Source organism: Pseudozobellia sp. WGM2 (assembly GCF_017810075.1).
In the GTDB taxonomy this organism is placed as follows: Bacteria; Bacteroidota; Bacteroidia; order Flavobacteriales; family Flavobacteriaceae; genus JADNYK01.
Map to the genome: position 1 here is coordinate 271,757 of NZ_JADNYK010000003.1, position 25,924 is coordinate 297,680.

The 25,924-nt window shown below is 38.5% G+C and carries 20 protein-coding genes; 9 read left to right on the forward strand and 11 right to left on the reverse strand.

The window, feature by feature from the left end:
* Nucleotide 1: 1 nt before the first annotated feature.
* From IV512_RS08210 to IV512_RS08240, 7 genes are all read left to right on the forward strand, one after another.
* The gene (locus IV512_RS08210; RefSeq protein ID WP_209402287.1) at nucleotides 2-1,075 is read left to right on the forward strand and encodes a M20 family metallo-hydrolase; all 1,074 of its coding nucleotides are present in this window, start codon (nucleotides 2-4) and stop codon (nucleotides 1,073-1,075) included.
* Nucleotides 1,076-1,136: 61 nt separating this feature from the next.
* Entirely contained in the window at nucleotides 1,137-2,414 is a 1,278-nt protein-coding gene (argH, locus tag IV512_RS08215) for an argininosuccinate lyase (RefSeq protein ID WP_209402289.1), read from the forward strand.
* A gap of 27 nt (nucleotides 2,415-2,441) precedes the next feature.
* On the forward strand, nucleotides 2,442-4,043 hold the full coding sequence (locus IV512_RS08220; protein ID WP_209402291.1) for a M1 family metallopeptidase: 1,602 nt from the start codon (nucleotides 2,442-2,444) through the stop codon (nucleotides 4,041-4,043).
* 170 nt (nucleotides 4,044-4,213) lie between these two features.
* Nucleotides 4,214-5,248 carry an endonuclease/exonuclease/phosphatase family protein gene (locus IV512_RS08225; RefSeq protein WP_209402293.1) on the forward strand — a complete coding sequence of 345 codons (1,035 nt, stop codon included), beginning with the start codon at nucleotides 4,214-4,216 and terminating at the stop codon, nucleotides 5,246-5,248.
* A gap of 191 nt (nucleotides 5,249-5,439) precedes the next feature.
* A complete protein-coding gene (locus IV512_RS08230) occupies nucleotides 5,440-6,537 on the forward strand; it encodes a hypothetical protein (RefSeq protein WP_209402295.1) in 1,098 nt (365 codons plus the stop codon).
* A 66-nt stretch (nucleotides 6,538-6,603) separates the two neighbouring features.
* A complete protein-coding gene (locus IV512_RS08235; protein ID WP_209402297.1) occupies nucleotides 6,604-10,695 on the forward strand; it encodes a gliding motility-associated C-terminal domain-containing protein in 4,092 nt (1,363 codons plus the stop codon).
* A 6-nt stretch (nucleotides 10,696-10,701) separates the two neighbouring features.
* Nucleotides 10,702-11,625 carry a PorP/SprF family type IX secretion system membrane protein gene (locus IV512_RS08240; RefSeq protein WP_209402299.1) on the forward strand — a complete coding sequence of 308 codons (924 nt, stop codon included), beginning with the start codon at nucleotides 10,702-10,704 and terminating at the stop codon, nucleotides 11,623-11,625.
* A 30-nt stretch (nucleotides 11,626-11,655) separates the two neighbouring features.
* Here IV512_RS08240 and IV512_RS08245 read toward each other — a convergent pair whose 3' ends face one another.
* The 3 genes from IV512_RS08245 to IV512_RS08255 form a co-directional block, all read right to left on the reverse strand.
* A complete protein-coding gene (locus IV512_RS08245) occupies nucleotides 11,656-12,498 on the reverse strand; it encodes a pseudouridine synthase (protein WP_209402301.1) in 843 nt (280 codons plus the stop codon).
* A gap of 85 nt (nucleotides 12,499-12,583) precedes the next feature.
* Nucleotides 12,584-13,489: a geranylgeranylglycerol-phosphate geranylgeranyltransferase gene (locus tag IV512_RS08250; RefSeq protein ID WP_209402302.1), complete on the reverse strand. Its 906-nt coding sequence runs from the start codon at nucleotides 13,487-13,489 to the stop codon at nucleotides 12,584-12,586.
* A 43-nt stretch (nucleotides 13,490-13,532) separates the two neighbouring features.
* Nucleotides 13,533-14,471 (reverse strand): mevalonate kinase, encoded by a 939-nt coding sequence (locus IV512_RS08255; RefSeq protein ID WP_100870829.1) that lies wholly within the window; start codon nucleotides 14,469-14,471, stop codon nucleotides 13,533-13,535.
* Between the two features lie 425 nt (nucleotides 14,472-14,896).
* Between IV512_RS08255 and IV512_RS08260 the strand changes: the two genes are divergently transcribed.
* Complete coding sequence (locus tag IV512_RS08260; RefSeq protein ID WP_209402303.1) at nucleotides 14,897-15,529, forward strand: hypothetical protein; 633 nt, start codon at nucleotides 14,897-14,899, stop codon at nucleotides 15,527-15,529.
* Between the two features lie 4 nt (nucleotides 15,530-15,533).
* Here the strand turns inward: IV512_RS08260 and IV512_RS08265 are convergent, their stop codons facing one another.
* On the reverse strand, nucleotides 15,534-16,616 hold the full coding sequence (locus IV512_RS08265) for a diphosphomevalonate/mevalonate 3,5-bisphosphate decarboxylase family protein (RefSeq protein WP_209402304.1): 1,083 nt from the start codon (nucleotides 16,614-16,616) through the stop codon (nucleotides 15,534-15,536).
* A 91-nt stretch (nucleotides 16,617-16,707) separates the two neighbouring features.
* Between IV512_RS08265 and IV512_RS08270 the strand changes: the two genes are divergently transcribed.
* Entirely contained in the window at nucleotides 16,708-17,181 is a 474-nt protein-coding gene (locus tag IV512_RS08270) for a TspO/MBR family protein (protein ID WP_209402305.1), read from the forward strand.
* Nucleotides 17,182-17,199: 18 nt separating this feature from the next.
* Here the strand turns inward: IV512_RS08270 and IV512_RS08275 are convergent, their stop codons facing one another.
* From IV512_RS08275 to IV512_RS08305, 7 genes are all read right to left on the reverse strand, one after another.
* A complete protein-coding gene (locus IV512_RS08275) occupies nucleotides 17,200-17,739 on the reverse strand; it encodes a DUF1697 domain-containing protein (protein ID WP_209402306.1) in 540 nt (179 codons plus the stop codon).
* A 3-nt stretch (nucleotides 17,740-17,742) separates the two neighbouring features.
* Complete coding sequence (locus IV512_RS08280) at nucleotides 17,743-19,026, reverse strand: NAD(P)/FAD-dependent oxidoreductase (protein WP_209402307.1); 1,284 nt, start codon at nucleotides 19,024-19,026, stop codon at nucleotides 17,743-17,745.
* Nucleotides 19,026-19,721, reverse strand: coding sequence for a glycerophosphodiester phosphodiesterase family protein (locus IV512_RS08285; RefSeq protein ID WP_209402309.1), 696 nt, complete (start codon nucleotides 19,719-19,721; stop codon nucleotides 19,026-19,028). The genes IV512_RS08280 and IV512_RS08285 overlap by 1 nt, the downstream gene beginning before the upstream one ends.
* A gap of 59 nt (nucleotides 19,722-19,780) precedes the next feature.
* On the reverse strand, nucleotides 19,781-21,559 hold the full coding sequence (locus IV512_RS08290; RefSeq protein ID WP_209402311.1) for an alpha-amylase family protein: 1,779 nt from the start codon (nucleotides 21,557-21,559) through the stop codon (nucleotides 19,781-19,783).
* Nucleotides 21,560-21,576: 17 nt separating this feature from the next.
* Nucleotides 21,577-23,886, reverse strand: coding sequence for a glycoside hydrolase family 65 protein (locus IV512_RS08295; RefSeq protein ID WP_209402312.1), 2,310 nt, complete (start codon nucleotides 23,884-23,886; stop codon nucleotides 21,577-21,579).
* A gap of 82 nt (nucleotides 23,887-23,968) precedes the next feature.
* Nucleotides 23,969-24,625 carry a beta-phosphoglucomutase gene (gene pgmB, locus IV512_RS08300; protein ID WP_209402313.1) on the reverse strand — a complete coding sequence of 219 codons (657 nt, stop codon included), beginning with the start codon at nucleotides 24,623-24,625 and terminating at the stop codon, nucleotides 23,969-23,971.
* A gap of 54 nt (nucleotides 24,626-24,679) precedes the next feature.
* Nucleotides 24,680-25,708: a LacI family DNA-binding transcriptional regulator gene (locus tag IV512_RS08305; protein ID WP_209402314.1), complete on the reverse strand. Its 1,029-nt coding sequence runs from the start codon at nucleotides 25,706-25,708 to the stop codon at nucleotides 24,680-24,682.
* Nucleotides 25,709-25,924: the final 216 nt, after the last annotated feature.

Below are 25,924 nucleotides of genomic sequence, written 5' to 3' on the forward strand. Positions count from 1 at the left end.
AATGGAACAAGCAGCATTAACGCAAAAAGCGATAGATTTATTAAAAGAACTGATTTCGATTCAATCGTTTTCATCTGAAGAAGATAAAACTGCCGATGCCATTGAAAATTGGTTCAAGTCTTTTGACATTCCTTTTGAAAGGCATTTGAACAATGTTTGGGCGGTAAACAAGCATTTTGATGAAAGCAAACCTACACTGCTTTTAAACTCCCATCACGATACGGTTAAACCAAATTCGGCCTATACGAGAGACCCTTTTAACCCACATATTGAAGACGGAAAATTATACGGTCTAGGCAGCAATGATGCCGGAGGTGCATTGGTTTCGCTTATCGCGACCTTCACACACTATTTTGCAGAAGAAGACCTCAACCATAATATTTTGATGGTAGCTTCTATGGAAGAAGAAAGTTCAGGCCCGAACAGTTTACGTGGGCTTCTACCGAAACTCTCAAAAATAGACGTGGCGATTGTCGGTGAACCTACGCTTTTGGATTTGGCCATAGCCGAAAAAGGATTGGTTGTTTTTGATGCAATTATAAAAGGAACACCTTCACATGCCGCACATCCTAACGATAACAACTCCATTTACAATACCATTGATGTTTTACAATGGTTCAAGAACTATAAATTCGATAGGGTTTCCGAGGCATTAGGTCCAGTAAAATTGACCGTCACCCAGATAAGCGGGGGTTCTCAGCACAACGTAGTGCCCGCACAGGTTGATTTGGTCATTGATGTTCGGGTAAACGATAAATATACTAATGCCGAAATAGCGGAAATTTTAAAGAAAGATGCACCTTGTGAGGTAAAAGAACGCTCATTGAGGCTCAACTCTTCGGCCATTGATAAAAACCATCCATTGATACAATCAGGAATTGCTTTGGGACGAAAAACCTATGGTTCCCCTACTCTTTCCGACCAAGCTGCCTTAACTTGCCAATCGCTCAAATTAGGACCTGGCGACAGCACACGATCACACTCCGCTGATGAATACATCTACGTCAAAGAAATAGAAGAAGGAATCGATTTGTACATTAAATTATTGAAAGGATTTCTTTCAAACAACAATTAACAATAACCAATTAGCAATAGGCACTGTTCACTGCTTATTGATAATTGATAACTGATTACATATGAAACTCTGGGACAAAGGCTTTAGCACCGATAAAAAAATAGACCATTTCACTGTTGGAAACGACCGTGAACTTGATTTACAATTGGCAAAATACGACGTCATCGCTTCGCAAGCACATGCCAAAATGCTGGGTAAAATAGGTCTGTTGACCGAGGAAGAAACCTTAGCTCTGGTAAAAGAATTGGATGCCATTGCCGAAACCATTGAAAACGGCGAGTTCGTAATTGAGGATTCTTTTGAGGACATGCATTCGAAAATCGAGTATGTACTCACTGAAAAACTTGGCGACACCGGAAAAAAAATACACACTGCACGGTCTAGAAACGATCAAGTTTTGGTGGCCATGCACCTATATTTGAAAAACGAACTCTCAGAAATAAAATCAGGCACCAAGGAACTGTTTGATTTGCTTTTGGAACTTGCTGAAAAGCACAAAGACGTTTTGCTTCCTGGGTATACGCACTTGCAAATTGCAATGCCATCTTCTTTCGGCTTGTGGCTGTCTGCTTATGCAGAAAGTCTTATTGATGATTTGTATTTTGTTGATGCCGCTTATAAGGTAGCAGACCAAAATCCGTTGGGAAGTGCTGCAGGGTACGGAAGCTCCTTTCCTATAGACCGTAGTTTTACGACTAAAGAAATGGGTTTTGAGACTTTAAAATATAACGTTGTTGCCGCTCAAATGGGCCGTGGAAAAGTGGAAAAAGCAACTGCTTTTGGTATGGCGAACATTGCCGCTACCCTATCAAAACTGGCTATGGACATCTGTTTGTACATGAGTCAAAATTTCAACTTCTTGTCTTTTCCAGATGAGTTGACAACCGGTAGTAGTATTATGCCGCACAAGAAAAACCCTGATGTTTTTGAATTGGTACGTGGTAAATGCAACAAGCTTCAGAGTATTCCCAATCAGTTGACTTTGGTTATCAATAACTTACCAAGTGGTTACCACCGTGATTTGCAATTGGCGAAAGAAATCATTGTTCCCGCCATTCAGGATATGAAGGCGTGTATTGAAATTCTAACCTTTAGTCTTAAGGAAATGCAAGTAAACAAAGGCATTCTGGAAGACCCAAAATACGACTATCTCTTTAGCGTCGATACGTTAAACGAATTGGTACAGAGTGGACTGCCTTTTAGAGATGCCTATAAAAAAATGGGGCAAGAAATTCAAGAAGGCACCTTTACACCAAAGCGAGATATTCACCACACGCACGAAGGTAGTTTAGGTAATTTATGTTTGAAGGAGATTAAAGGGAAGATGGACAAGATTTAATATTTTAGCAACAATCGAATAGCATTTATGAGTAGACCAAAACAGTTTCCCGCCCCTTCCTTATTTGTATTACTATTTTGGTCTACGCTTAATCTACAGGCACAAGACACCTATCAAAGAAACACTTCTGCCGATGTTCAGGGCTATATATTCGGGCTCACTCTAAATGACGAATCGAACCAAATTAAAGGTGAGGCTGAAATTACTGTTGATTTCAAAAATGAAGTGAATCCTTTTGCGTTGGATTTGGTGGCGAAATCGGATACATACGGTATGCAGGTAACCCAAATTTTTGAAGGCGATAAGATTGCGAATTATTCTTTTGAGCAGAACAAGATCAACATCGTTCCTACTTCCTCCGAAGAAAAAACAAGAACGTATAAAGTAATTTACGAAGGTATTCCAAAAAGGGGACTTGTCATTGATACCACTAAATTTGGGCAACGTTCTTTCTTTGGTGACAACTGGCCCAATTTGGCACGACACTGGCTTCCGTCAGTTGACCATCCATCGGACAAAGCTACTATTGAGTTTAGGATTACTGCTCCCGACCATTACGATGTTGTAGCTACCGGAGAAAAAATCGAGGAAAGCAATCTGGGTAACGGATTAAAATTGACTACCTACAAAGAACCAGCCCCTGTTGCCATGAAGGTCGTAACCATTGGCGTTACAAAATTTGCCAGTACCCTTCTGGACGAGGTTTATGACATTCCCGTTTCGGCCTGGGTCTACCCTGAAAATAGACTTGATGGTTTTTCCGATTATGGTGTAGCTACCAAAGTATTGAAATATTTCATTGATAACATTGGTCCGTATTCGTATGCAAAGCTGGCCAACATGCAGGCCAAGACCCAATGGGGTGGTCTGGAAAATGCGGGTACCATTGCCTATTTTGAAAATTCCGTTACCGGAAAAAACGAAGTGGAAGGACTCATTGCCCACGAAATAGCCCACCAATGGTTTGGTAATTCTGCCAGTGAAAACGACTGGAACCATGTTTGGCTCAGTGAAGGTTTCGCCACCTACTTCGCTATTTTATATCAAGAAAGTGTTTACGGCAATGAAAAAAGAAAGGAAGAGTTAGAATTGGACCGCAAGCAGATTATCGACTATTATCAAAAGAACCCATCACCCATTGTAGACCCTTCCATTACTGACCCAATGAAGGTTTTAAGTATAAACACCTACCAAAAAGGAGGTTGGGTATTGAATATGCTGCGCCATAAGTTGGGTGATGAGATTTTTAGGAAAGGTATTAAGGCCTATTACAAGGCTTTTCGAAACTCGAATGCAATGTCAGCCGATATTCAAAACATAATGGAAGAGACATCCGGTGAGGACTTAACAACATTCTTTCAGCAATGGCTATTTGTAAAAGGGCACCCTGAAATTAAGTGGGACTCGAATTACAAAGGGGGTAAATTACAAATCAACCTCAAGCAACTTCAAGAACACCATGTATTTCAATTTCCGATAGAAATTGGAGTGATAAAGGATGGTAAGACAACTATCTATAAAACAGAAATTACTTCCGCCCAAAAAATCCACACTATACAACTTGATTATGAACCGGACGATATTATTCTTGATCCGGAATCTTGGCTATTGTTCGAAGAAGTGCACTAAACTCAATCGCAGTTATTTTCATGTATTTATAAACTCAGATTTTACAATGCTTTAAACTGGCTCTTCAAAATATTTCCTACATTTAGTTTTTCACAACAATAGTTCACTATTCTTTTCCTCCCCAGAAAATAAAATTTAGAGATTAACAGACTCCATTAAATCTACTTGTTATGAAACTGAAAGTCGCCGAGTACAACATGCAATGGATGAAATATCTATTCGTGAACGGTCTTCCTATAAACGTTCCACCTCCATTGGATAAACCGGAATCAGATTGGAACGAACAAGAGCGCATTACCGTTAAAAGTCAACGATTGATATCTATTCTGGCACATTTAGATGCCGATATTATCGCTGTGGTCGAAGGCCCCGATACTTTGGCCAATGGCACTAAAACCGCCAAGGCCCAATTAGAAGCCTGGATGACCGTCTTTGGCCTAACTTCTCGAAATTATAAGGTGATTCAGGGCTTTACCTCTAGCGGACAACAAGAACTTTGCGCTATTTATGATGCTGATAAGCTGATCGTAGAACACACCCCTGAAGGCAAAAACAGTTTTAACGAGCCCTTTTTGGCCGATACGCTCGAACAAAGTATAAAAGAGCAATATAAACACTTTAGACCTCCCGTAGAACTTACGATCAAAAGTAAGGCGAATCAAAAGAAGCTTTTTAAAATGATTATCGCCCATGCCAAATCTAAAGGTATTTTTGACCATGTAGATTATGCTCGTTACGAGCATCTTTCGAACCTAAACCGTCGAAAACTATATGCCGAGTGCATACATATGCGAGAACGGGTCGATAAATGGATCAGTGAGGGCGATAAAGTAATTGTTACCGGAGACATCAATGATGGTATGGGTAGCGATTTTTATGAGAATCGTTTTGGCAAAAGTGCAATCGAAATATTATTGGGCAGTGTTTATGAACCTGATTTAGTACTTAAAAGCGCCTTGGGAAGGCCCAAGTTGGGCAAGTTTGGTTGGTCACCGAGTTCCAGTTCATTTACCGACACTATTACCAACAACTGGTTCACTGTACTAATCGATCATATTTTGGTCAGTCAAGATATTAAAATAGAAAAAAGTGCGGTACTGAACCCCTATTCAGAGCCTCACAAATCCGATTTAGGCCAAGACCTCAAAGATGCCCTTAAAAAGGCTTCTGACCATTTTCCGGTGTGCGTAGAAATTGATGTTTAAAATTTTCGTCAAGAGGATACATATTTAAGACAAACGTTTCTTTTTTTTTAACATTTGTCTTCATTTTTTATTGGTCACACCATGATTATCAATCACTTTACAACATAAATTTCAAGAAAGAAGGGTACTCGCTTACATTTGGTACTATAGTATTTTCAACCTAAATATTAGCATCCCAATCTTTCTTACGCATGAAAAAACTTATTGTTCCCGCCCTAATTTTACTAATTGCAAGCTGTAGTAAAGACGCCGAAGAAATTCTAAAAAAGGATACGTTTACCGAAACTCCTTCTGAACCCACGAACGACGAAAATGAAGAAGAGGAGATGCAGGATGAAGATGGGCAAGAAGAACAGTCAACAGAAAACTCATCGAACAAAGCCCCGGTATTAACTCTAAAAACTTATTTGATAAACGAGCATTCAGCTCCACAGACCTTTATTGGTTTTATAGAGGCCAATGATGAAGATGGTGACGAAATCACCTATTCCATAGTATCTGATACTGATATTATAATCGATGAAACGACCGGCGAACTTCAAGTTGGGCCGAACCTTCATTTAGATTATGAAACCATTAATAATTTAGAGTTTACCATTGCTGCTTTTGATGGGGAAACGATAACTGAGGAAGACTACAATCTAATTATAGAAGACATTGACGAAACTACGCTATTAACTGATGATGAAGAAAAGCTTATTACCTATTTTCAACATTTAGTGTATTGGAAGGGAGATGCCAACACCCAAGTTGAGCATAATCAAAAATGGAAATCTTCTATGAAGATTCACTTAGACGGCACTATTTCTAATGAGTTTTCTACAACCGTAGACGAAGTACTACAAGAGTACAATACTATTTTCAACGATAGTTTCAATATTGTTACAGTAGAAAACGAAGGTCAAGCCAATACCTCGCTCTTTTACGGTACCGAAGCCGAATTGGAAGGTGTTTGGCCAGACATGTACGATATTGTTGAGGGTGGCGGGTATAGTGGCTATGCCATAACACCTTCGTTATCAAGTGAGCTTAACAATTCTAGAATCTGGATATCTAACCCAGCAGCTGTTCTTTTAAAGCACGAACTAGGTCATGCCTTGGGCTTTGGCCACTCTAATAAATGTGAAGAAGAAAACAGTTTTTTGTGCTCACAAATTAGTACTGACAATGATTTTCTACCCATTGAAAAAGATATTATCCGCTATGCTTACCACTTAGGTGTAGATGAGGGTCAAAGCGAAACCGAAATTGAAAAAGTTTTGGCCGACTTAATAGTGAATGAAAGATAGTATTCTTCTGATATAATCTTTTTAAGAATGTTGTCTTATTTCGTATTTCCCTTTAAACATACAATCATGATCAAGAGCCTGATTTATCTTGTCTTTTTCCTTTTCGGAATTTCTTTAGTAGCCCAAACGACACCAATACCTGATGCGAATTTTGAGCAATTTCTTGTTGATCAAGGTATCGACACTAACGGGGTCAATGGAAATATTCTAAATGCAGATGCACAGGCGGTAACGGTTTTAAATGTAACCAGAAACGATATTACCGATTTTACGGGGTTACAAGCCTTTGTGAATATTGTCTCTTTGAATTTAGGCACTAACAAATTCGCAACTCTACCATTATCTACCCTGACCGACCTAGAAGAATTAGTTTTTGACGATAACGATGTCTTAGCATCACTTGATTTTTCAAACAATCTTAATCTAAGAATATTACATATGCGATCTACGGGTAGTGGCACCTTCGGTCCTATCACTTCAATAAATTTAGAGAACAATCTGCTGTTGGAAGAATTTGTTGAGTATGCCAATGGTAATATTACGGAGTTGAGGTTGCCCCAATCAGGAAATTTAAGAGATTTAAACATCAGTGCCAGAAACGTAGATCCTATTGATCTTACAAACCAAAATGGTTTAGAAAACTTAACCTTAGGCCAAACAAATATTGGTGCAACCGTAATTTTGCCTACCGAAAAAACTGTTCTAAAAAGTTTAACCACTCTAAATAGAAGTTTATCAAACGTTCCATTAGATGGTTTCATTAACCTTGAAACAATTCGTCTTCAAAACTCTTATGTTGAGACTCTTGAGCTACCGAACAGTCCAAAACTGAATTATATTAGAATTCTGAACCATAAATTACCTGCAGTATTTTCATTCGCCAATGCCAGTAATTTAGAAATGCTAGAAGTAACTGGGAATTATTTGAACACCCCTTTTGAAGTAGATTTAAACTCCAACCCACTTTTAACATCTTTAAATCTATCGAATAACAAAATGGTTAATTTAGATATTACCCAGAATACACTGTTAGAAAATGTCAATATCAACACTAATGAACTGCCTACAATCGATTTAAGTCAGAATGTTCTACTTGAAGACCTCAATGCATCTAAAAACAAAATTACAACCTTAGACTTGTCACAAAATGTGGCACTAGAAAATCTCAATTTGAACACAAACGAACTTCCGACAATAGATCTAGCCGCGAATATAGAACTCAAGAACCTGAATTTGGGAACAAACCAAATTCCTACGCTTGATATTACCCCAAATATTAAAATTAACAACCTTAGTATAGACAATAACCTTTTCACTACAACTGGCCTAGATTTAACTCAAAACGTAGATTTGAGAAGTTTGAATGCTGAAAGAAATCAAATAGAGTCTTTAGACCTTACCCAAAACCTTGACCTCAGTACAATTATTTTGAATTATAATCTTTTTCCTGGTACAGCTATTTTAGATCAATTTTATACAATCCGTGCTGGTGATGACGGAATTCGTTCTGGCAAACTAGAAGTAAGCCATAACCTTTTAACGGGCAACATTCCTGACTTTACTGAACTTATGCATCTCGGATCTGACAATAACGTTTGGACAAGATATTTTGAACTTACCATTGACAATAATTATTTTGAGTTTGGTGATATAGAAGGTGAACATCAAAATTTAGTTGAAATGTTGACCACACTGGGTAGCTTCAATATTCCAGTTATGAGACAATATGAATATGCCCCTCAAGCCAAGGTCAATGCAGTCGAAAACCCGACGCCTAATGCCGGAGAGAGTATTACATTGACTACGAATGTACGAGGCGCAGAAAATCATTATCAATGGTTTAAAGATGGTGTTCCGATTCCAGATGCAACCGATTCACCAGAATACACGATTACCGATTTAAACACTTGTGACGACGGCGTTTATCATTCAGAAATTACAAGTGATTTAGTGCCTTTTGAAAACAGCAGTCCTCCCGGAACAAATGGCAAAAACCTACTTTTGGTCAGAAACGATATTACTTTAGCTGTAAACGCTACAAAAGCATGTGTTACTCTTGCCAACCCTGTAAACGGTGCATCTAACGTACCTATTAGCACTGGAATTGAATGGAACGAAAATCTGGGAGCCTGCGGGTATAAAATTAGCGTGGGCACATCAAGTGGAGCTACAGATATAGTCAATAACGAAGATGTAGGAGAGGTAACGGTATATAATTTTGCAACTGACCTACCCCCTAATCAAGAGATTTTTGTCACCATTACACCGTATTTTGATGATGGTGATTTTGCCGGATGTACCGAAGAATCTTTTAATACAAATGCATCTTCTGTAGCGCCCGATTGCACCTTGCTAAACACACCTAGTGATGGTGCCACCGGTATTCCGACAGATATTCCGAGTATATCATGGAATCCGGCCAATGGTGCCGACACCTACCAAGTCAGTATTTCAAGTACTAGCGGAAACAATGATATGGCGCTAACCGATGTAGGCAATATACTCACTTATTCATTTTCATCCGATTTTGTTGAAGATGATGTAGTGACCGTAACAATTGTTCCGAAAAACAGCGTTGGAGATGCAATAGGTCCTTGTACTTCGGAAAGTTTCACGGTAGGTTCTGCCGAGCCGTCAGTTCCGAACAGTTGCACCGATTTGGTAAGTCCGTTAGCCGGTGCAACAAATGTTGCCGTTGATAAAGGTAGTATTTCTTGGAATTCAGTTTATGCGGCAACTGGGTATAAAGTTTCCATAAATGGTAGTATAAGTACCGTAAACAATATCACCGATCAAGATGTTGCCACGACAATGGTTACTCTTGCCGGTGATTTCGCAAATGAAGAAACTGTTTCCGTAACAATTATACCTTTTAATGACCAAGGTAATGCAGCTGGTTGCACGACCCAAAGTTTTACCATCGCAAGTGCTGCACCTCAACCACCACTCTGTACAAGTCTGGCTAGTCCGGCTAATAACGACGCCAATGTCCCAACAGACATTTCAAACATCACTTGGAACAGCGCTGCAAATGCAACAGGATACAAATTGGCTATTTCATCCACCAGTGGTAACAACGATATGGCACTTACAGATATCGGTAATATGCTCACACATACCTTTGCTGCGCCTTTTCAAAATGATGATGTAGTTACCGTTACCCTAATTCCGTATAACGGAGCTGGTGACGCAACCGGACCTTGTTCTTCGGAGAGTTTTACTATCGAAAGTGCTGTACCTCAACCGCCATTGTGTACAAGTTTAGCTAGTCCGGCAAACAACGATACCATTATAGCTACGGACATTTCAAGTATTACTTGGAACAGCGCTGCAAATGCGACAGGTTACAAATTGGCTATTTCTACCACGAGTGGAAATAACGATATGGCACTAACCGATATCGGTAATAAACTATCGCATAGCTTTGCTACACCTTTTCAAAATGATGATGTAGTCACGGTAACTCTAATACCATACAACGGTGCTGGCGATGCTACAGGGCCTTGTGCTCCTGAAAGTTTTACTATTCAGTCTATTCAAGTTTCACCTAACTGTGCAACTTTGATATCACCGATAAATGAAGGCACTAATATCCCCATAGACACCAATATAGATTGGAATGAAGTAAATGGGGCGGTCGGTTATTATCTAACGGTTGGAACTACTTCAGGAGGCAATGAAATTCTAGATTATGAAGATGTCGGAATGTTAACTTCTTATAATCTACCTACAGAACTACCTCATGGAACCTTAATTTATTTAAATATAACTCCCTACGATTCATCAGGAAATATTACCGGTTGTGAAGAACAGACCTTTACAACTATGGTTGAAACGGAAGAACCGGAAGAGCCAGTTGCCGAATACGAAACCAAGTATGGAATCTCACCCAATGGTGATGGTACAAACGACTATTGGCATATTGAGAATATAGAATACTACCCCAATAATACAGTAACCATTTATAACCGATGGGGCGATATGGTCTTTCAAGTTGAAAACTATAACAATGTATCCAATGTGTTTTCGGGCATAGCAAATATGCGAACTAAATTAGGTGCCGACCAATTACCGAGCGGCACGTACTTCTTCAATATTCAAATTGAAGGTGCAACCATATTAAGTAAAACACAAGGTTACCTTGTATTAAAGCGATAAGACGGCATGCGGAAATTATTTAACAATATCGCTCTTACATCACTTTTCATATTTGTGGCTGTAATTAATGGTAGAGCACAACAGACTCCTACTTTTTCCGAGTATAATTATAACCCATATTTAATAAACTCTGCATTTGCCGGCCTAGCGCCTAGTGCAGAGATAGGTATCAATAATTCAGGTTTTTTCAATCAGATCGAAGGTAGCCCAAGAAATTTCGCCTTAAGTTTTCACACTCCCTTAAACAGAGGAAAGTTAGGGCTTGGAGCTGGAATAGTACGTGATAAAATTGGAGTTACCACCTCTACGAGTGCATTTGCGACCTATTCGTACAAAATATTCTTTGACACTAAAAGTAATAGACCATATTGGCAAATATATACTCCAAACTCGGTATCGTTCTCGATATCACCCGGTGTGCAGCAATATCAAGAAAATTTATTGGAACTAGGTATCATGAACGACCCTAATTTCGCTATGAACATTAATGCAACCATACCAACTGTAGGTATTGGTTTTCTCTTGAATCTAACGAATGTATATGTAGGCCTTTCCACTCCAAACGTAATTGGCGATATGCTATCTTCAGATGAAAACGTAGATATTAATGTACCGTATTACGGATATCTGGGATATCGCTTTTTTTCAAACCAGTTTGAAGAACTGATGATAAAGCCCAATATACTTTTGAAATATGAAAATGGAGCCCCTTTTCAAGCAGATATTAACCTTGCTGTTAGCTTTAGTAACTTCGAGCTTGGTACCGGGTACCGCACCAATTCGTCAATCAACTTACTCGCTGGCATCTATTTTCTGAAAAACTTACGCTTTATCTATAACTATAACCTAGCTACAAATGATTCTCCCCTTGGCAATACCCATGGGCTCATTCTTAACTATAGATTTGGCGATGGCTATAAAATTGATTAAATAAAGGCCTAAAATTAAGAGCCCACAGTCTTAATTGATCATTTTAAGATTAGCAACCTCTTGTTCTGTAAGATAACGCCAGTGACCACGAGGCAAATCTTTTTTGGTGAGGCCAGCGTAAACGGCCCTATCCAATTTAATTATCTCGTAACCCAAGGTTTCAAAAATTCGTTGTACGATGTTGCTTCTACTACTAAAGATTTCCATACCCACTTGGGTCTTCGGTGAGTTTTCAATAAAACTTACGTCTTGCACCTTAACAACCTTTTCATCAACCAATAAACCATCTTTTATTTTCTTAAGATCGGCACTTCTAAGCGGTTTGCTCAACTCGATATGAAAAATTTTTCGAAGTCCGTTCTTAGGGCTGTTCAGACGTTTGCTCATTTCCCCGTCATTGGTAAACAAGAGTAAGCCCGTATTGTCTTTACCCATTTTACCAATTGGTTTCAATTCGGTTTTAGTAGCTTTTGAAATTAAGCCCACAGCTGTGCGTCTTCCGTGCTCGTTTCTCGTAGATGTCGTAAAATCTTTTGGTTTGTTCAGCAGCACGTACTCCCGTTTTGCCGGATTTAAGAGACGACCATCAAACTTGACCTCATCTGCTAGTTTCACTTTATAGCCCATCTCTGTTATGGGCTTTCCGTTTACCGTTACATTTCCGGCAGAAATGAAAATATCGGCCTCTCTTCTAGAACAAACTCCTGAATTTGCCACATATTTATTTAACCTGATCAGGTTAGGGTCTCCCTGTTTTTCAGTATTGTGCTGTTTTTTTACAGGAGCGTTTCCTCTTGCGTAACTTTTTTTACGAAAATTTCCGCCTTGTCTTCCCGATGCTCTCTTTCCGTCATTTGATCCCGATCTGCTCATATCTAAAATTTGTGCAAAGGTAACCTTAATCTTTGAACTCCAATATTTAAAGCCTAAATGATAACGATAAGAATGAATATTTCAGCTAAAGTATTCTATTGAGTACGAGGTCTATATCAATTAGCAATATGCTGAACACGCCTACGATAATGATGAACTTGATAATATTGTGCAAACCTACATAGTGTAATTTAGTATTTGCCCTCCACAGCATAACTACCAATAGTACAAGAAGACCAATGCAGACCAAGAAATAAAAGTGCATATAACCTACATCAAAGTATTCAGTCAATAAGAAAGCAGGTATTAGGGTAAATAAAAAAAGTAGGCTAATACATATCTTTGAAAACCGCTGACCGTATAAAATTGGTATGGTCTTATAGTTCTGAGCCATGTCACCGGCTATATTTTCTAAATCTTTCAGCATTTCCCGAATTAAAATCAAGAGAAATAGAAATATGGCATGAACAAAAATCACGGTATCAAAATTCTTGTAATAGACGAAAACTGCAAAAAACGGAGTAATCGCTAATGTTGCCGAAACAAAATTGCCAATAAAGGCAATCTTTTTAAGCTTATGCGAATAGAACCAAATACCAAATACATAAGCGGAGAAAAAGAGTACCGCTTTAAAAGACACGTAACTTGCGGCAAATGTTGCCAAGAAATTGAGAACAAAATAAGTTATCAGTTTGAACTGCTGGCTTACCAAGCGATCTAGCATGCTTTTTCTTGGCTTGTTGATCAGGTCTTTTTCAGCATCGTAAAAATTGTTTATGATGTAACCACTGGCAATCACCAGTGCCGAAGAAAAAACAATTATAAATAGATTAAAATCGAAAACTACTTTTCGCAAGGGCAGTTCTGGAGCCAGAATATAAACCGCCGCCAAGTACTGCGCCAAGGCAATCATCAAGACATTATAACCACGCACCACAGAGAAAAGACTCAATAACTTTAACAGTAAGAGCCTATTTTTTCTGCTAAACATTGATTACGCTTTTAGCGATATAAACTAAATATTTTTTGGAAAATCAGAAGTTGTAAACCACTTCTAATTTATGACCAATCAAAGACTTTTTGGCCTTTTCGATATCTTCAGTAAAACCTAAAATATAACCGCCACCACCAGAACCACAGAGTTTCAAATAATACTCGTTAGTTTCGATACCATGTTTCCATAATTCATGAAACTTGGTAGGAATCATCGGTTTAAAATTGTCAAGTACCACATGTGATAATTGTTTCAGGTTACCAAAAAGTGATTTTACGTCACCTTTGACAAAATCATCGACACAGGCATCGGTATGCTTAATAAATTGGTTCTTTAGCATACTACGAAATCCTTCTTGTTTCATCTTTTCCATGAAAATCTGAACCATTGGTGCCGTTTCACCTGTCGACCCACTATCCAATAAAAACACAGCACCTTTACCATCTGCATTTTGTGCAGGAATACTGGCAGATTCAATGTTATCTTGTGAATTTATAAGTATGGGTAGACTCAAATAGCTGTTCAATGGATCAAGACCTGAAGACTTGCCGTGAAAAAAAGACTCCATCTTACCAAATACTTTTTTAAGCTTCAATAGTTTTTCTCGGGTAAGATTCTCTAAAACGGTAACCTTATCTTGAGCATATTTATCATAAATTGCCGCTACAAGTGCCCCACTGCTACCTACCCCATAACCTTGAGGAATAGAACTATCGAAATACATACCTTGCGCCACATCAGCTTTTAAGGTCTCAAAATCAAATGACACCAATTCAGGACTGTTCTTCTCTACAATCTCTAAATAACCGATAAATTCTCGAAGACTTTGATTTGACTTCTTTGCCTCTTCTGACGGATTTTCATCTGTTTTCAAAGCTCCCTTAAAAAAGTTGTAGGGTATGGAAAGTCCTTTAGAATCTTTGATGATCCCGTATTCTCCAAAAAGGAGGATTTTAGAATAAAATAATGGTCCTTTCATTATATGGTTGATAAGGCTGGTGCAAAAATATGAAATTAACTGTTGAGTTATATAGGTTTTCTAGCAAACACCCCTAACGGGGTACAAATTTTCGGTAAAAAACACATATTTATTCTTTTAAAAGGGCTGCTCTCAAATATCAAATAAACAACTCGTCATATATCTACGTAAAAAACCTTAAATGGGATTCAAAAATTGTTCTCAGAATCATAAAAACCTTATACGCCACAAAAAAAATTTATATAGCAAATATCTTGAGTATGTAGACCCTATATTTTGCAGCAATCTGCCATTCAGTTATTACGGCCCTGAAACTATGATCGATGAATCTAAAAATGAACCCTCGACAGGTGTTATATGTTCTATTAGGTGTAATTGGAATTCTTTTAATTTCAAACCTAATTGCTATTTTCATAAAACTCGCAATGAACGAATCTTTATTGCAAAAAACCGCCGTTTTATTCGATTTCAATGAAGAGACCAACATTCCTACATTTTACTCATCATTAACATTATTGGCTTGCTCTTTATTACTCTACTATATTTATCGCAGCAAAATATTAAAAGACTATTCCGCTAAAAGCTGGCTCATGTTATCGGGGGTTTTCCTTTTTCTGGGTATTGACGAAATGGCCTCTATTCACGAGCAAATAATGGTCTTATTACAGAATTCTTTTGAATTTACGGGAGTTTTTTACTATGCTTGGATAATTCCGTACGGCATTGCCATAATTATTTCAGCTATTGTTTATCTTCCTTTTTTATGGTCGCTTCCAAAACAGATAAAAGCTCTTTTCATCTTATCGGCGTGTCTCTTTATTGGTGGTGCTGTGGGAGTTGAGATAATTGGTGGTCAGCATGACGAAATGTATGGTAAACACAATCTTACTTATTCGCTGCTTTATACTATTGAAGAACTTTTAGAAATGATTGGGGTCGCCATTTTTTTATATGCACTTCTCGTATACATCGAGCTATACAGCGGTTTTGAAAACCTTAAAATAAAAGTTGAATCAGTTTCTCAATCGTCGAACAAAATACAGGAAGCTTCGGTTTAAACCTTTACCTTTGTCTAGCTCCAAAACCCACACAATCATGAATGTACTGACCATTTTGGCAATAAATGGAGAGTTCATCATCTATAAAGTCATATATTACTTTCTTCTCGCTTTCGGGATAAAGCACATGCACATTGGCACCGGCATCTAAAGTGAAACAGATATGTGAATGTGATTTTTTTCGAAATTTCCATATTTTATTGATGATTTCCAGCGTATTGGGTTTCATTAAAATAAAATAGGGCATACTGGTCATCATCATTGAGTGCAAGGTCAAGGCTTCGCTCTCTACAATATCGATAAAACCATCTATATCTCCTTCTACAAGAACTGATTTCAACTTACCCAAATTCTCATGAGCCTGTTCGAAACGTTGTTCGGCAAATGGATGCCCGTGCATAAGACCATGCCCCACAGTACTGCTCACCTGCTTTGTACCTTTATCGACAAGTAAAACAGTATCTTGATAATTTTGAAATACGGAATGCACTTCTTTCGAGAAAGGAACTCCGTATAAATCTGAACTATCCTGAAAATCTTTATGGGCGCCCCACTCGACTAAAGGCCCTTCTAGACTCCGGCAGGCACTACCGGAACCTAAACGCGAAAGAAAAGAGGCTTTCTTCAAGAAATAGTCATTATTCATGTCGGGCACTATTTGTCTTTCCAGATCCATAAAGCACATTGCCAATGCTGACATACTGCTTGCTGAAGAAGCTATACCGCTACTGTGCGGAAAAGAGTTAGAACTCTCGATTACAAAATGATACTGCCTTAAAAATGGTAAATACTTTTCAATACGTTTGAAAAATGTGACAATCTTGGGTTTAAAATCTTCTTTAGATTCCCCCTCAAAAACAAAATCGAATGAAAACCCAGAAAAAGGCACTTCCAGTTTTTTATAGGAAACCGTAGTGGTAGTAGCACAATTGCTTAACGTGAAACTGATGGATGGGTTGGCCGGTATCTGGTTCTCTTTTTTGCCCCAGTATTTGACCAATGCAATATTACTGGGCGACTGCCAAGTTACTTTTCCGGATTTCAGGTCATTGGTATACGGTGAAGGAATAAATTCTACCTCGGTCATATGAATTAATTTTTTGCAAAGATAGTTTTTAGGATGTTCTAATAAAGTCAACCGAATAAATCAGTATTTTAGAACTGAATTAGCCAACACATTGAAAAATAAATTTCTACATATCGCATATGCGGTAGGTATTTGTTTGATTATCGCCCTGTTATCAAGTTTTGTCACTCAAAGCTCGGTCAATGATTGGTATGTTACTCTCAATAAGCCCAATTTCAACCCTCCGAATTGGCTCTTCGCCCCTGTATGGACACTACTTTATATAAGCATGGGCGTTGCAGCAGGAATCGTTTGGAACAAAGGGTTCTATCATCTATGGGTAAAAACCGCCCTTTACCATTTTTGCTTTCAATTATTACTGAATGCTATGTGGAGTATTGTTTTCTTCGGATTAAAAGAGCTCTTCTTATCGGTAATCGTAATCGCATCTTTACTTATTTTGCTCATATTCACAATCCGCTGGTTCAAAGTGGTCAGCAAATTAGCAGCCTGGTTACTGGTGCCTTATTTTTTATGGATCTGTTTTGCCACCGTTCTAACCTATAAGATTTGGGAATTGAACTAGAAAATTAATACGTAACCCCTATTTGGATAACTCTAACAGCTTCAGCATCGTTTTATAGTTGCGGGTAGTGGCCCCAACTTTCAACTTTTGCTCAACCAAATTGTTATTTAATTTCGCCTTACCATAACCTAATTTACAATTAAGATATACGCAGTCTGCAGTTATATAAAAATCTTCGTTGGTATAGATTTCCGACTCAAATTTAATCTTGAGCTCTTCTTCTGGTTGGTTTTTTAGCAAAACGAAATAAAATTGCTTGCTCTCACCTACTTTATTGTTTGTAAGGGGATTATCCTTTAAAATTCGTTCTATATCCTCCCTGGTCTTAATCAAAATCGGAACTTCATACCCAAAAGACTCTAGAATTACCGATTGAACCTTATTTTCTAAAATTTCTTTTTTAGAATTATCGAAAGAGAAAACCACGTTACCACTTTGAATATAGGTGACCACATCTTCAAAACCATTTTTCTCAAGAGAATGGCACAGTTCGGCCATAGGTATTTTTTTCTGACCGCTGACGTTAATCCCCCGCAATAAGGCTATATACTTCTGCATACTTCAAGAATTTGATATGGCCTTTGCTACCATATACCCCCCAGTCCATGCATTTTGAAAATTGAAACCGCCTGTGATGGCATCCACGTTGATTACTTCCCCGGCAAAGTACGTATTCGGCAATATTTTACTTTCAAAGGTCTTAAAATTTATTTCTTTTAAATCAACACCGCCCGCTGTTACGAACTCCTCCTTGAACGTACTTTTACCATCTATCTTTAGCTCGCACTCTGTCAATTCTGCCGCCAATACTTCCAATATTCGGTTATTCATGTCGGCCCATTTATCCGTTTTGGAAATACCCGAAGCAGCCACTAAATTTATCCAAAGTCTTCTAGGTACATCTACCGCTTTGGTTCGCAAAACTGTTTTCTTCGCTTCGACTTCCTTAATTTCCTTTAATAAACTTAAGGCTCCTTCAAAACTGTATTCAGGCAACCAATTTACGCGTATCTTAAAACGATACGACATATCGCTGAGAAGCCTTGCCCCCCAAGCAGATAATCTCAATATTGCGGGGCCGCTCAATCCCCAATGGGTAATCAAAACAGGCCCATCAGAGCTGAGCAGTGGTTTTTTTGATGATTGACTCTTTAAACGCATCGTTATTTTAGAATCTGCGAGCTTATTTTCAAACACTTCGACATCGGCATAAGTACTGACTCCAGGTATTCCAGAAATTCTTTGGTCCTTACAGTTAAATGTAAATAACGAAGGAACCGCCGTTTCAATCTTATGGCCCAGGCCTTCGAGCATTTTCCATATTTTAGGATTGCTGCCCGTTGCAAACACCAATTTCTGGCACTCGTAAGTATGCTTTATCGTCGTAAGTTTCCAACCCTTTGTTTTAGAGTCTTTATTATTAAGAGGGTCAATATTGGTTACGGCACTATGTCGTAAGACCCGTATTCCCAAACGATCGGCTTCATTCAAAAAACAATCAATAATCGTTTGTGAAGAATCACTCACAGGAAACATGCGACCATCCGACTCAATTTTAAGCTTTATACCCCGTTGTTCGAAAAAAGCTACCGTATCACCACTTGCATAAGAATGAAATGGACCTAAAAGTTCTTTTTCGCCCCTAGGGTAGTTCTTAACCAATTCATACGGGTCGAACTCTGCATGGGTGACATTACACCTTCCCCCACCTGACACTTTAACTTTGCCCAAAACTTCTTTACCTCGTTCAAGTATAGCAATCTTAAGTTCTGGTCGTAGTTCTGCTATATGAATAGCCGTAAAAAAGCCTGCAGCCCCGCCACCAATTATAATTACATCGAACATTATTTGGTACGCTCAGGATAATTCGTAATAATACCACTAACCCCAAAGCGTTTCATTCTTAAAATATCATCAGGCTCATTGACCGTCCAAGGGTAAACTTTAAACCCGGCATTTTTAATGGCCAGATTATTTGCTGCCGTAAGATTCTTGAAATTAGGGTTTATAGCCTCTGCTCTCAGCTCTTTGGCTACTGGTATTGCTTCGAGGGGGTCTTGGCCAATTAAAACCGCTATGGGCATCTCAAAATTTTCTTTTCTCATGGTTCGTAGTTCATCCCAGTTAAAACTGGAGATGATAAAATCTGACAGTTGCCATTCGTGGTTCTTTATATACTGTTTCACGATCGTATTTACGTCGACGGCCGTATGGGCTCCTTTTAGCTCTATATTCAAAGCAACCTTGGCATCCATTAAATCTAAAACTTCTTCAAGAGTCGGAATAGTATGCCCCCCTTCTACCTTTAACTTTCTCAATTCGGAGAATGTATAATTTTCAATAGCTCCTGTTCCATCTGTTAGGCGGTTCACCTTATCGTCATGAAATACCACTATTTCTCCCGTTTTGATTTTAAAAACATCGATTTCGATCATATCTACCTCAAAATCGATAGCGCTTTGTATCGAAGCCAGGGTATTTTCAGTTTCATGGCCCATGGCTCCTCTGTGCCCAATTGTAATCGGCTTCTGTCCTTCCATACAACTTGTAAGACTTAAAAATAACAGGGTAAGTACTAATATCTTTCGTTTAAACATAACTAAATCAATTGAAAAATGAATGATTCTAGTGGGTTTACATCTATTCTGACTTTGGCTACCCCATGTTCCACATTTAAAGCTTTCTGGCCGCCGTACAACCTATCTTCAATGGTATGCTCGCCATCGCTCAATCCCCAATTTTGCACGACGTCATTCGGAAGCGTTAAATCAAACCCGAACCAATCAAACGCATGAAAATTACTTATAACTATCAGTTTTTCATCATCTTTCCATCGAACATAAGATAGTACATGATGGTTATAAAATTCGGTGTGCTCTCGGTTATAAAAATGAATGTCTTGATATTCGCCCATCAGAGCTTTACTTGATATCGTAAGGTTGAGCAATCGTTGGTAGAAATCTCTAAGAGCTGCCTCTTTTTCTGATAATTGGCCCCCATCAAACTTTTTATTGTTCACCCATCGTTGAAAATGTGGCACCCCGATATAATCGAATATAGAGGTACGTGTCGGGCTACCGAATCCAGCATGTTCCGCGGCAGGTTCTCCTACCTCTTGACCAAAATAGACCATCAAGGGTGCTGTGGTCATCGTAGCAGAGACCACCATGGCCGGTTTGCCCCGTTCGGCATCGCCAGCAAAATCAGGACTGGCAATTCGCTGTTCATCATGGTTTTCGAGAAAATGTAACAAATGATGCTCGATATCTTCGGTTCCTTTTTTAACAACGGGAATATGATCTGTCCAACCGTGACCTTGCATGATGTGTTTTAGGGAATCATACATCTCTACCTTATCGTAGAGGTAATCCATTTTTCCTTTTTTAATAAAGTTCCGGTATTCATTGGGGTTATATACTTCGGCCATTAAGAAGGCATCGGCATTTTCCATTTTAATATGTGAGTTCATGTAGCTCCAGAACTCTACCGGAACCATTTCTGCCATATCATAGCGAAAGCCATCAACACCCATTTTCAACCAGTACAGGGCAATATCTTTAAATTTAACCCAAGAACTCGGCACAGACTTATTTGCCCAGAAACTGTAGTGCTCCGAATAACTTTTATTCTCGTACTCTACTGGGAGAACATCAAAATCATAAGACCCGTCTGGGCGAACCCCATAATTTATTTTAACGGTTTCATACCAATCATTAAAATCAGGTTTTGCCAATCGAGACCCATTGCCAGTCCACCTGGCAGGGTTTTCAACAAATTTTCCTTCCAAGGCACTTTTTTCACCAGCCAAGGGCAAATACCCATCGCGCCACTCCGGCGTTTGAAATTCTTCACCGGGAATGTAATAGAAATTATTGTCGCGAGCATATTCTACGGAGGTATCGTCAGCAGCACCGAAAGGCTCTAGTCCTTTAGGTGTTGATGAACCTTCATAGTTTCTCGCTACATGATTCGGCACAATATCAATAATTAGTTTTAGACCTGCTTTGTGCGTTCGTTTGATCAATGCCTTGAACTCATTTAACCTTTTATCAGGATTATCGGCCAGATCGGGATTTACGTTGTAATAGTCTTTAACCGCATAGGGTGAGCCCGCCCTGCCTTTGACCACTTCTGGGAAATCGTTCGATATACCATTATCGGTGTAATCATTAATTAGGGCATGGTGGGGTACACCGGTATACCAAATATAGGTTACCCCAAGATTTTTAATCTCCTTTAAGGCTTTCGGAGTAAAATCTGAAAATTTACCTACACCATTCTCTTTTATGGTGCCCCATGGTTTATTCGTAGTATTTACATTACCGAATAATCGAGTGAACACCTGATAAACTACATCTTTGTACATTTCTTCCGCCATTATTAAATCATTCTATCTTAAGATGTGTGTACCGTTTTGCCGGGAAATAACTCTAAAGGTTTATCGTTGAAGAGAATGGAAACCACATCATCGCCGTTCACCTCAAATTCTGTTCGCTCTTTAGTCACAGAAACTTTTACGATACTACCTCTAAAGTTCACCTTAAAAGAATAAGAACTCCACTGCTTCGGAATTTTTGTCTCAAAAGAAAGTTGGTCTTCAACCACTCGCATTCCGCCGAAACCTTCGACAATACTCATCCAAGTGCCAGCCATCGAGGTGATATGAAGCCCCTCTTCTACTTCTTTATTATAATCATCTAAATCTAAGCGAGAAGTTCTCAAGTAAAATTTATAGGCCTGCTCCATACGATCGAGCTTAGCAGCCTGAATACTATGAACGCATGGCGACAAAGAAGATTCGTGAACGGTAAAAGGCTCATAAAAATCAAAATGATTTTCGAGTTCTTCAGTAGAAAAATGATCTTCAAAGAAGTAAAAGCCTTGAAGAACATCGGCCTGTTTAATATAAGGCGAACGTAAAATACGATCCCAGCTCCATTTTTGATTGATTGGCCTTTGGGCCGAAGGCAGTTCGCTTACGGTAATCAATTGTTTGTCTAAAAAACCATCTTGTTGCAAATAGACCCCTTTTTCTTCTGAATAAGGAAAATACATGTTATCGGACACCTTTCTCCACTGAGACACCTCGTTATCGGTCAGCTTGGTCTTACCCAAGATACGTCGGTAGTCATCAGGGAAACCATCTTTGACCTTTTCTAATTGAGCGCTGGCATACTCAATACACCATTTCGCCAAATAGTTCGTATACCAATTATTGTTCACATTATTTTCGTATTCATTTGGGCCGGTCACACCAAGAATGACATACTTATTTTTCAATTCGGAAAAATTAGCTCTCTGATGCCAAAACCGTGCAATACCTATCAAAACTTCCAGACCCATTTCGGGTATATATGAATAGTCGCCCGTAAACCTATAGTAATTGTATATCGCAAAGGCAATAGCACCATTTCTGTGAATTTCCTCGAAGGTGATTTCCCACTCATTATGGCACTCTTCACCGTTCATCGTCACCATCGGATAAAGGGCCGCACCGTTAGAAAAGCCCAATTTCTGGGCATTCTCTATAGCTTTTTCCAAATGATTATAGCGGTACTTCAATAAGTTACGGGCCACTTTTTGGTTTTTAGTAGCCATGTAAAAGGGTATACAATACGCTTCAGTATCCCAATAGGTGCTACCACCATATTTTTCACCTGTAAAACCCTTGGGGCCGATATTTAACCGTGAGTCTTTGCCCAAATAGGTTTGATTGAGCTGAAAAATATTAAAACGGATACCCTGCTGGGCTTTTACATCACCTTCAATGGTGATGTCGCTCATTTCCCAAATTGCGGCCCAGGCCAATTTCTGTTTGTTCAAAAGAGCTTCAAAACCTAAATCGGAAGCTTTCTGTAGCGCCGTTTTGGCAGCCTGTACCAATTCATCTTCTTTATGATTTCTTGAAACGGTGTAGCCCCCAAATTTATGAAGGGACAAGGTTTCACCCTTTTTCACTTTCTGGGAATACTCATGCTCGACCTTTAATTCGTCGATGTTTTCATTAGGCTTTGATTCAACAACATCACCATTAACTAATAATTGAGACTGCATGAAAGTACAAGTTTTAAAATTTGTTTTCATGGTATGCGCCTCAATAAAGCCCTGATTACCTTCGGAAATAACATCTGTAGTATTCCAAAATTTATCGTCCCAATTTGAATCTTCATTGGTTATACCACTATCCAAATAGGGCTGAAATTTTATTTGAAGGTCGGCATCCAGTGCTCTAATTTGGTAATTAATCGCTCCCACTTCATCTAAATCCAAACTCAAAAAGCGAACAATGTTAACCTCTATTTTAGCATTATTGGCAAGTACTGCAGAAAAGCTACGTTTATACCAGCCTTCTTTCATATTCAGTTCACGCCGATAATTATCTACGTTGCGGCAAGTATGCAAATCGAGCGCTTCCCCATTGATAAAAACATTAATACCGATCCAATTAGGAGCATTCAGCACCTTTGCGAAATATTCGGGATAACCATTTTTCCACCAACCCACACGAGTTTTATCGGGATAATATACCCCCGCTATGTAACTACCTTGAAATGTTTCACCAGAATATGACTCTTCAAAATTGGCACGTTGCCCCATAGCACCGTTACCAAGACTGAAAATGCTTTCAGAAGATTTTACCATGTCAGCGTTAAAACCTTCTTCTATTATCGACCAGGCAGATGCCTTTATATAATCTTGATTCATTTATAATTTAGTTAAAGTACCAGAACAATGGACTTGTTATAAAATCGGGAAAGGACCATCCCAAACATCGTAAATTTCAGGTTTATTCTGAAATTAATTGCTTTAAGAAATCGATATTAATCTCAGTGAAGTCACTAAAATTATAATCAGCTTCGGAAAGTATTTTTTTATCTCCGATTCCGATGCTTAACATATGAGCATTATTAGCGGCCTGTATACCCGCAACGGCATCTTCGAATACCACACAGTGTTCGGGCGCAACCCCTAATTGCTTTGCCCCGATTAAGAAAACTTCGGGGTCTGGTTTGGCTTTTGTAACATTATTTCCGTCAACCAATGCATCAAAATAAGGCAACAGCTCTACCTTTTCTAATATAGCTTTAGCGTTTTTACTTGCCGAACCTAACGCGATAGGAATATTTTCATCTCTTAAAAAATCGAGCACTTTAGGCACATCTGGTAGAATTTCAGATTTATCCATCTTTTCAATATAGGCCAAATAATCTATATTTTTTTCGACCATCCATCTGTCGAACTGTTCTTGGGTCGCTGTTATTCCGCCAATATCTAACAAAATCTCAAGGCAACGCTTACGGCTTACACCTTTGAACAATTCATTTTGCTCATGCGTAAATTCGAAACCTAGCTCATTGGCCAAATTCTTCCACGCGAGATAGTGATACTTTGCGGTGTCTACAATAACACCATCGAGATCAAATATGAACCCTCTTATATTCATAGCTAATTGTTTGTTAATAATTAAGGTAGGATAAGGGATGAGTTGAGATAAATATCAATTTTTGGTCGATTCTCGGTCTATTATAGTGGCCTGTACAGTTTCGGTTCGATAAGTCTCATCTTCGTCGCCACTAATTTCACTTTCAACTCTGTCAATTAGCATTTTTGCAGCGATCTCACCCATTTGAACCCCATGCTGTGCGACTACGGTAAGGGTTGGGTTTGAATAACGGGACAAGAGACCATCGGTAAATCCGATAAACGAAATATCTTCCGGAATCTTTAAACCGCGTTTTTTAGCTACTTCCATACATTGAATAGCAAAAATCTCATTAACACTCAATATGGCATCGACTTCTACCTCATCAAAGAACTTATGAATCATTTTTTCTTGAATATCATCATATGGCAAAACCAATATTAAGTTGTCATCAACCTCTATATTATGCTCTTTTAAAGCTTGCTTATAACCTTCGGCTCTCTTCTCACTCACATTAAAATAACTTTCGGTAGTAGCTAAAGCAATTCTCTTTCGGCCCTCGTCAAGAAGTTTAATCGTAGCTTGATACGCAATCTCTTTATCATTGAGAATCACCTTATCACAGTCTAAGTCATCAGTTACCCTGTCGAACAATACAAGAGGTATGCCTTGCTCTACCACCTGTTTTAGATGGGTAATGTCATCTTTTTGTTGTGTTTCAGCGGAGAGGGACATAATGAAGCCGTCTATACTTCCGTTATTTAGCATTTCCATATTGATGACCTCTTTATCGAAAGACTCGTCAGAAACACAAATAATTACATTATAGCCCTGCTCATTCGCATACTTTTCGATACCTCTAAATACGGTAGTGAAAAAGTGGTGAACAATATCGGGTATAACCACCCCAATATTTTTAGTTCTCTTGTTTTTAAGGCTTACCGCAATGTTATTCGGTTTGTAGTTATACAATTTTGCAAATGCCTGAACCTTTTCTTTTGTATCTGCACTTATTTCTTCACTATTCTTGAGAGCCTTCGACACTGTTGATATCGAAACCTCAAGTTCACGAGCAATATGCTTTAAGGTTATCTTTTGTTTCATTACCTCTATTTGTATAAATGAAATTAATGTTAAAATAGGAAAATGATTGAAAATACATGTTTTTTAACAATTAAATACACTCTATGAAGATTGAGACTCTTATTGGAACAATTCCAAAAAAACTTATATTTGGATAAAAATTGCGAATTCACTAATAATAAAGGTGCAATTATTCCATTTAGTAACATTATTTCAATCATAATGTATATTGTGCAG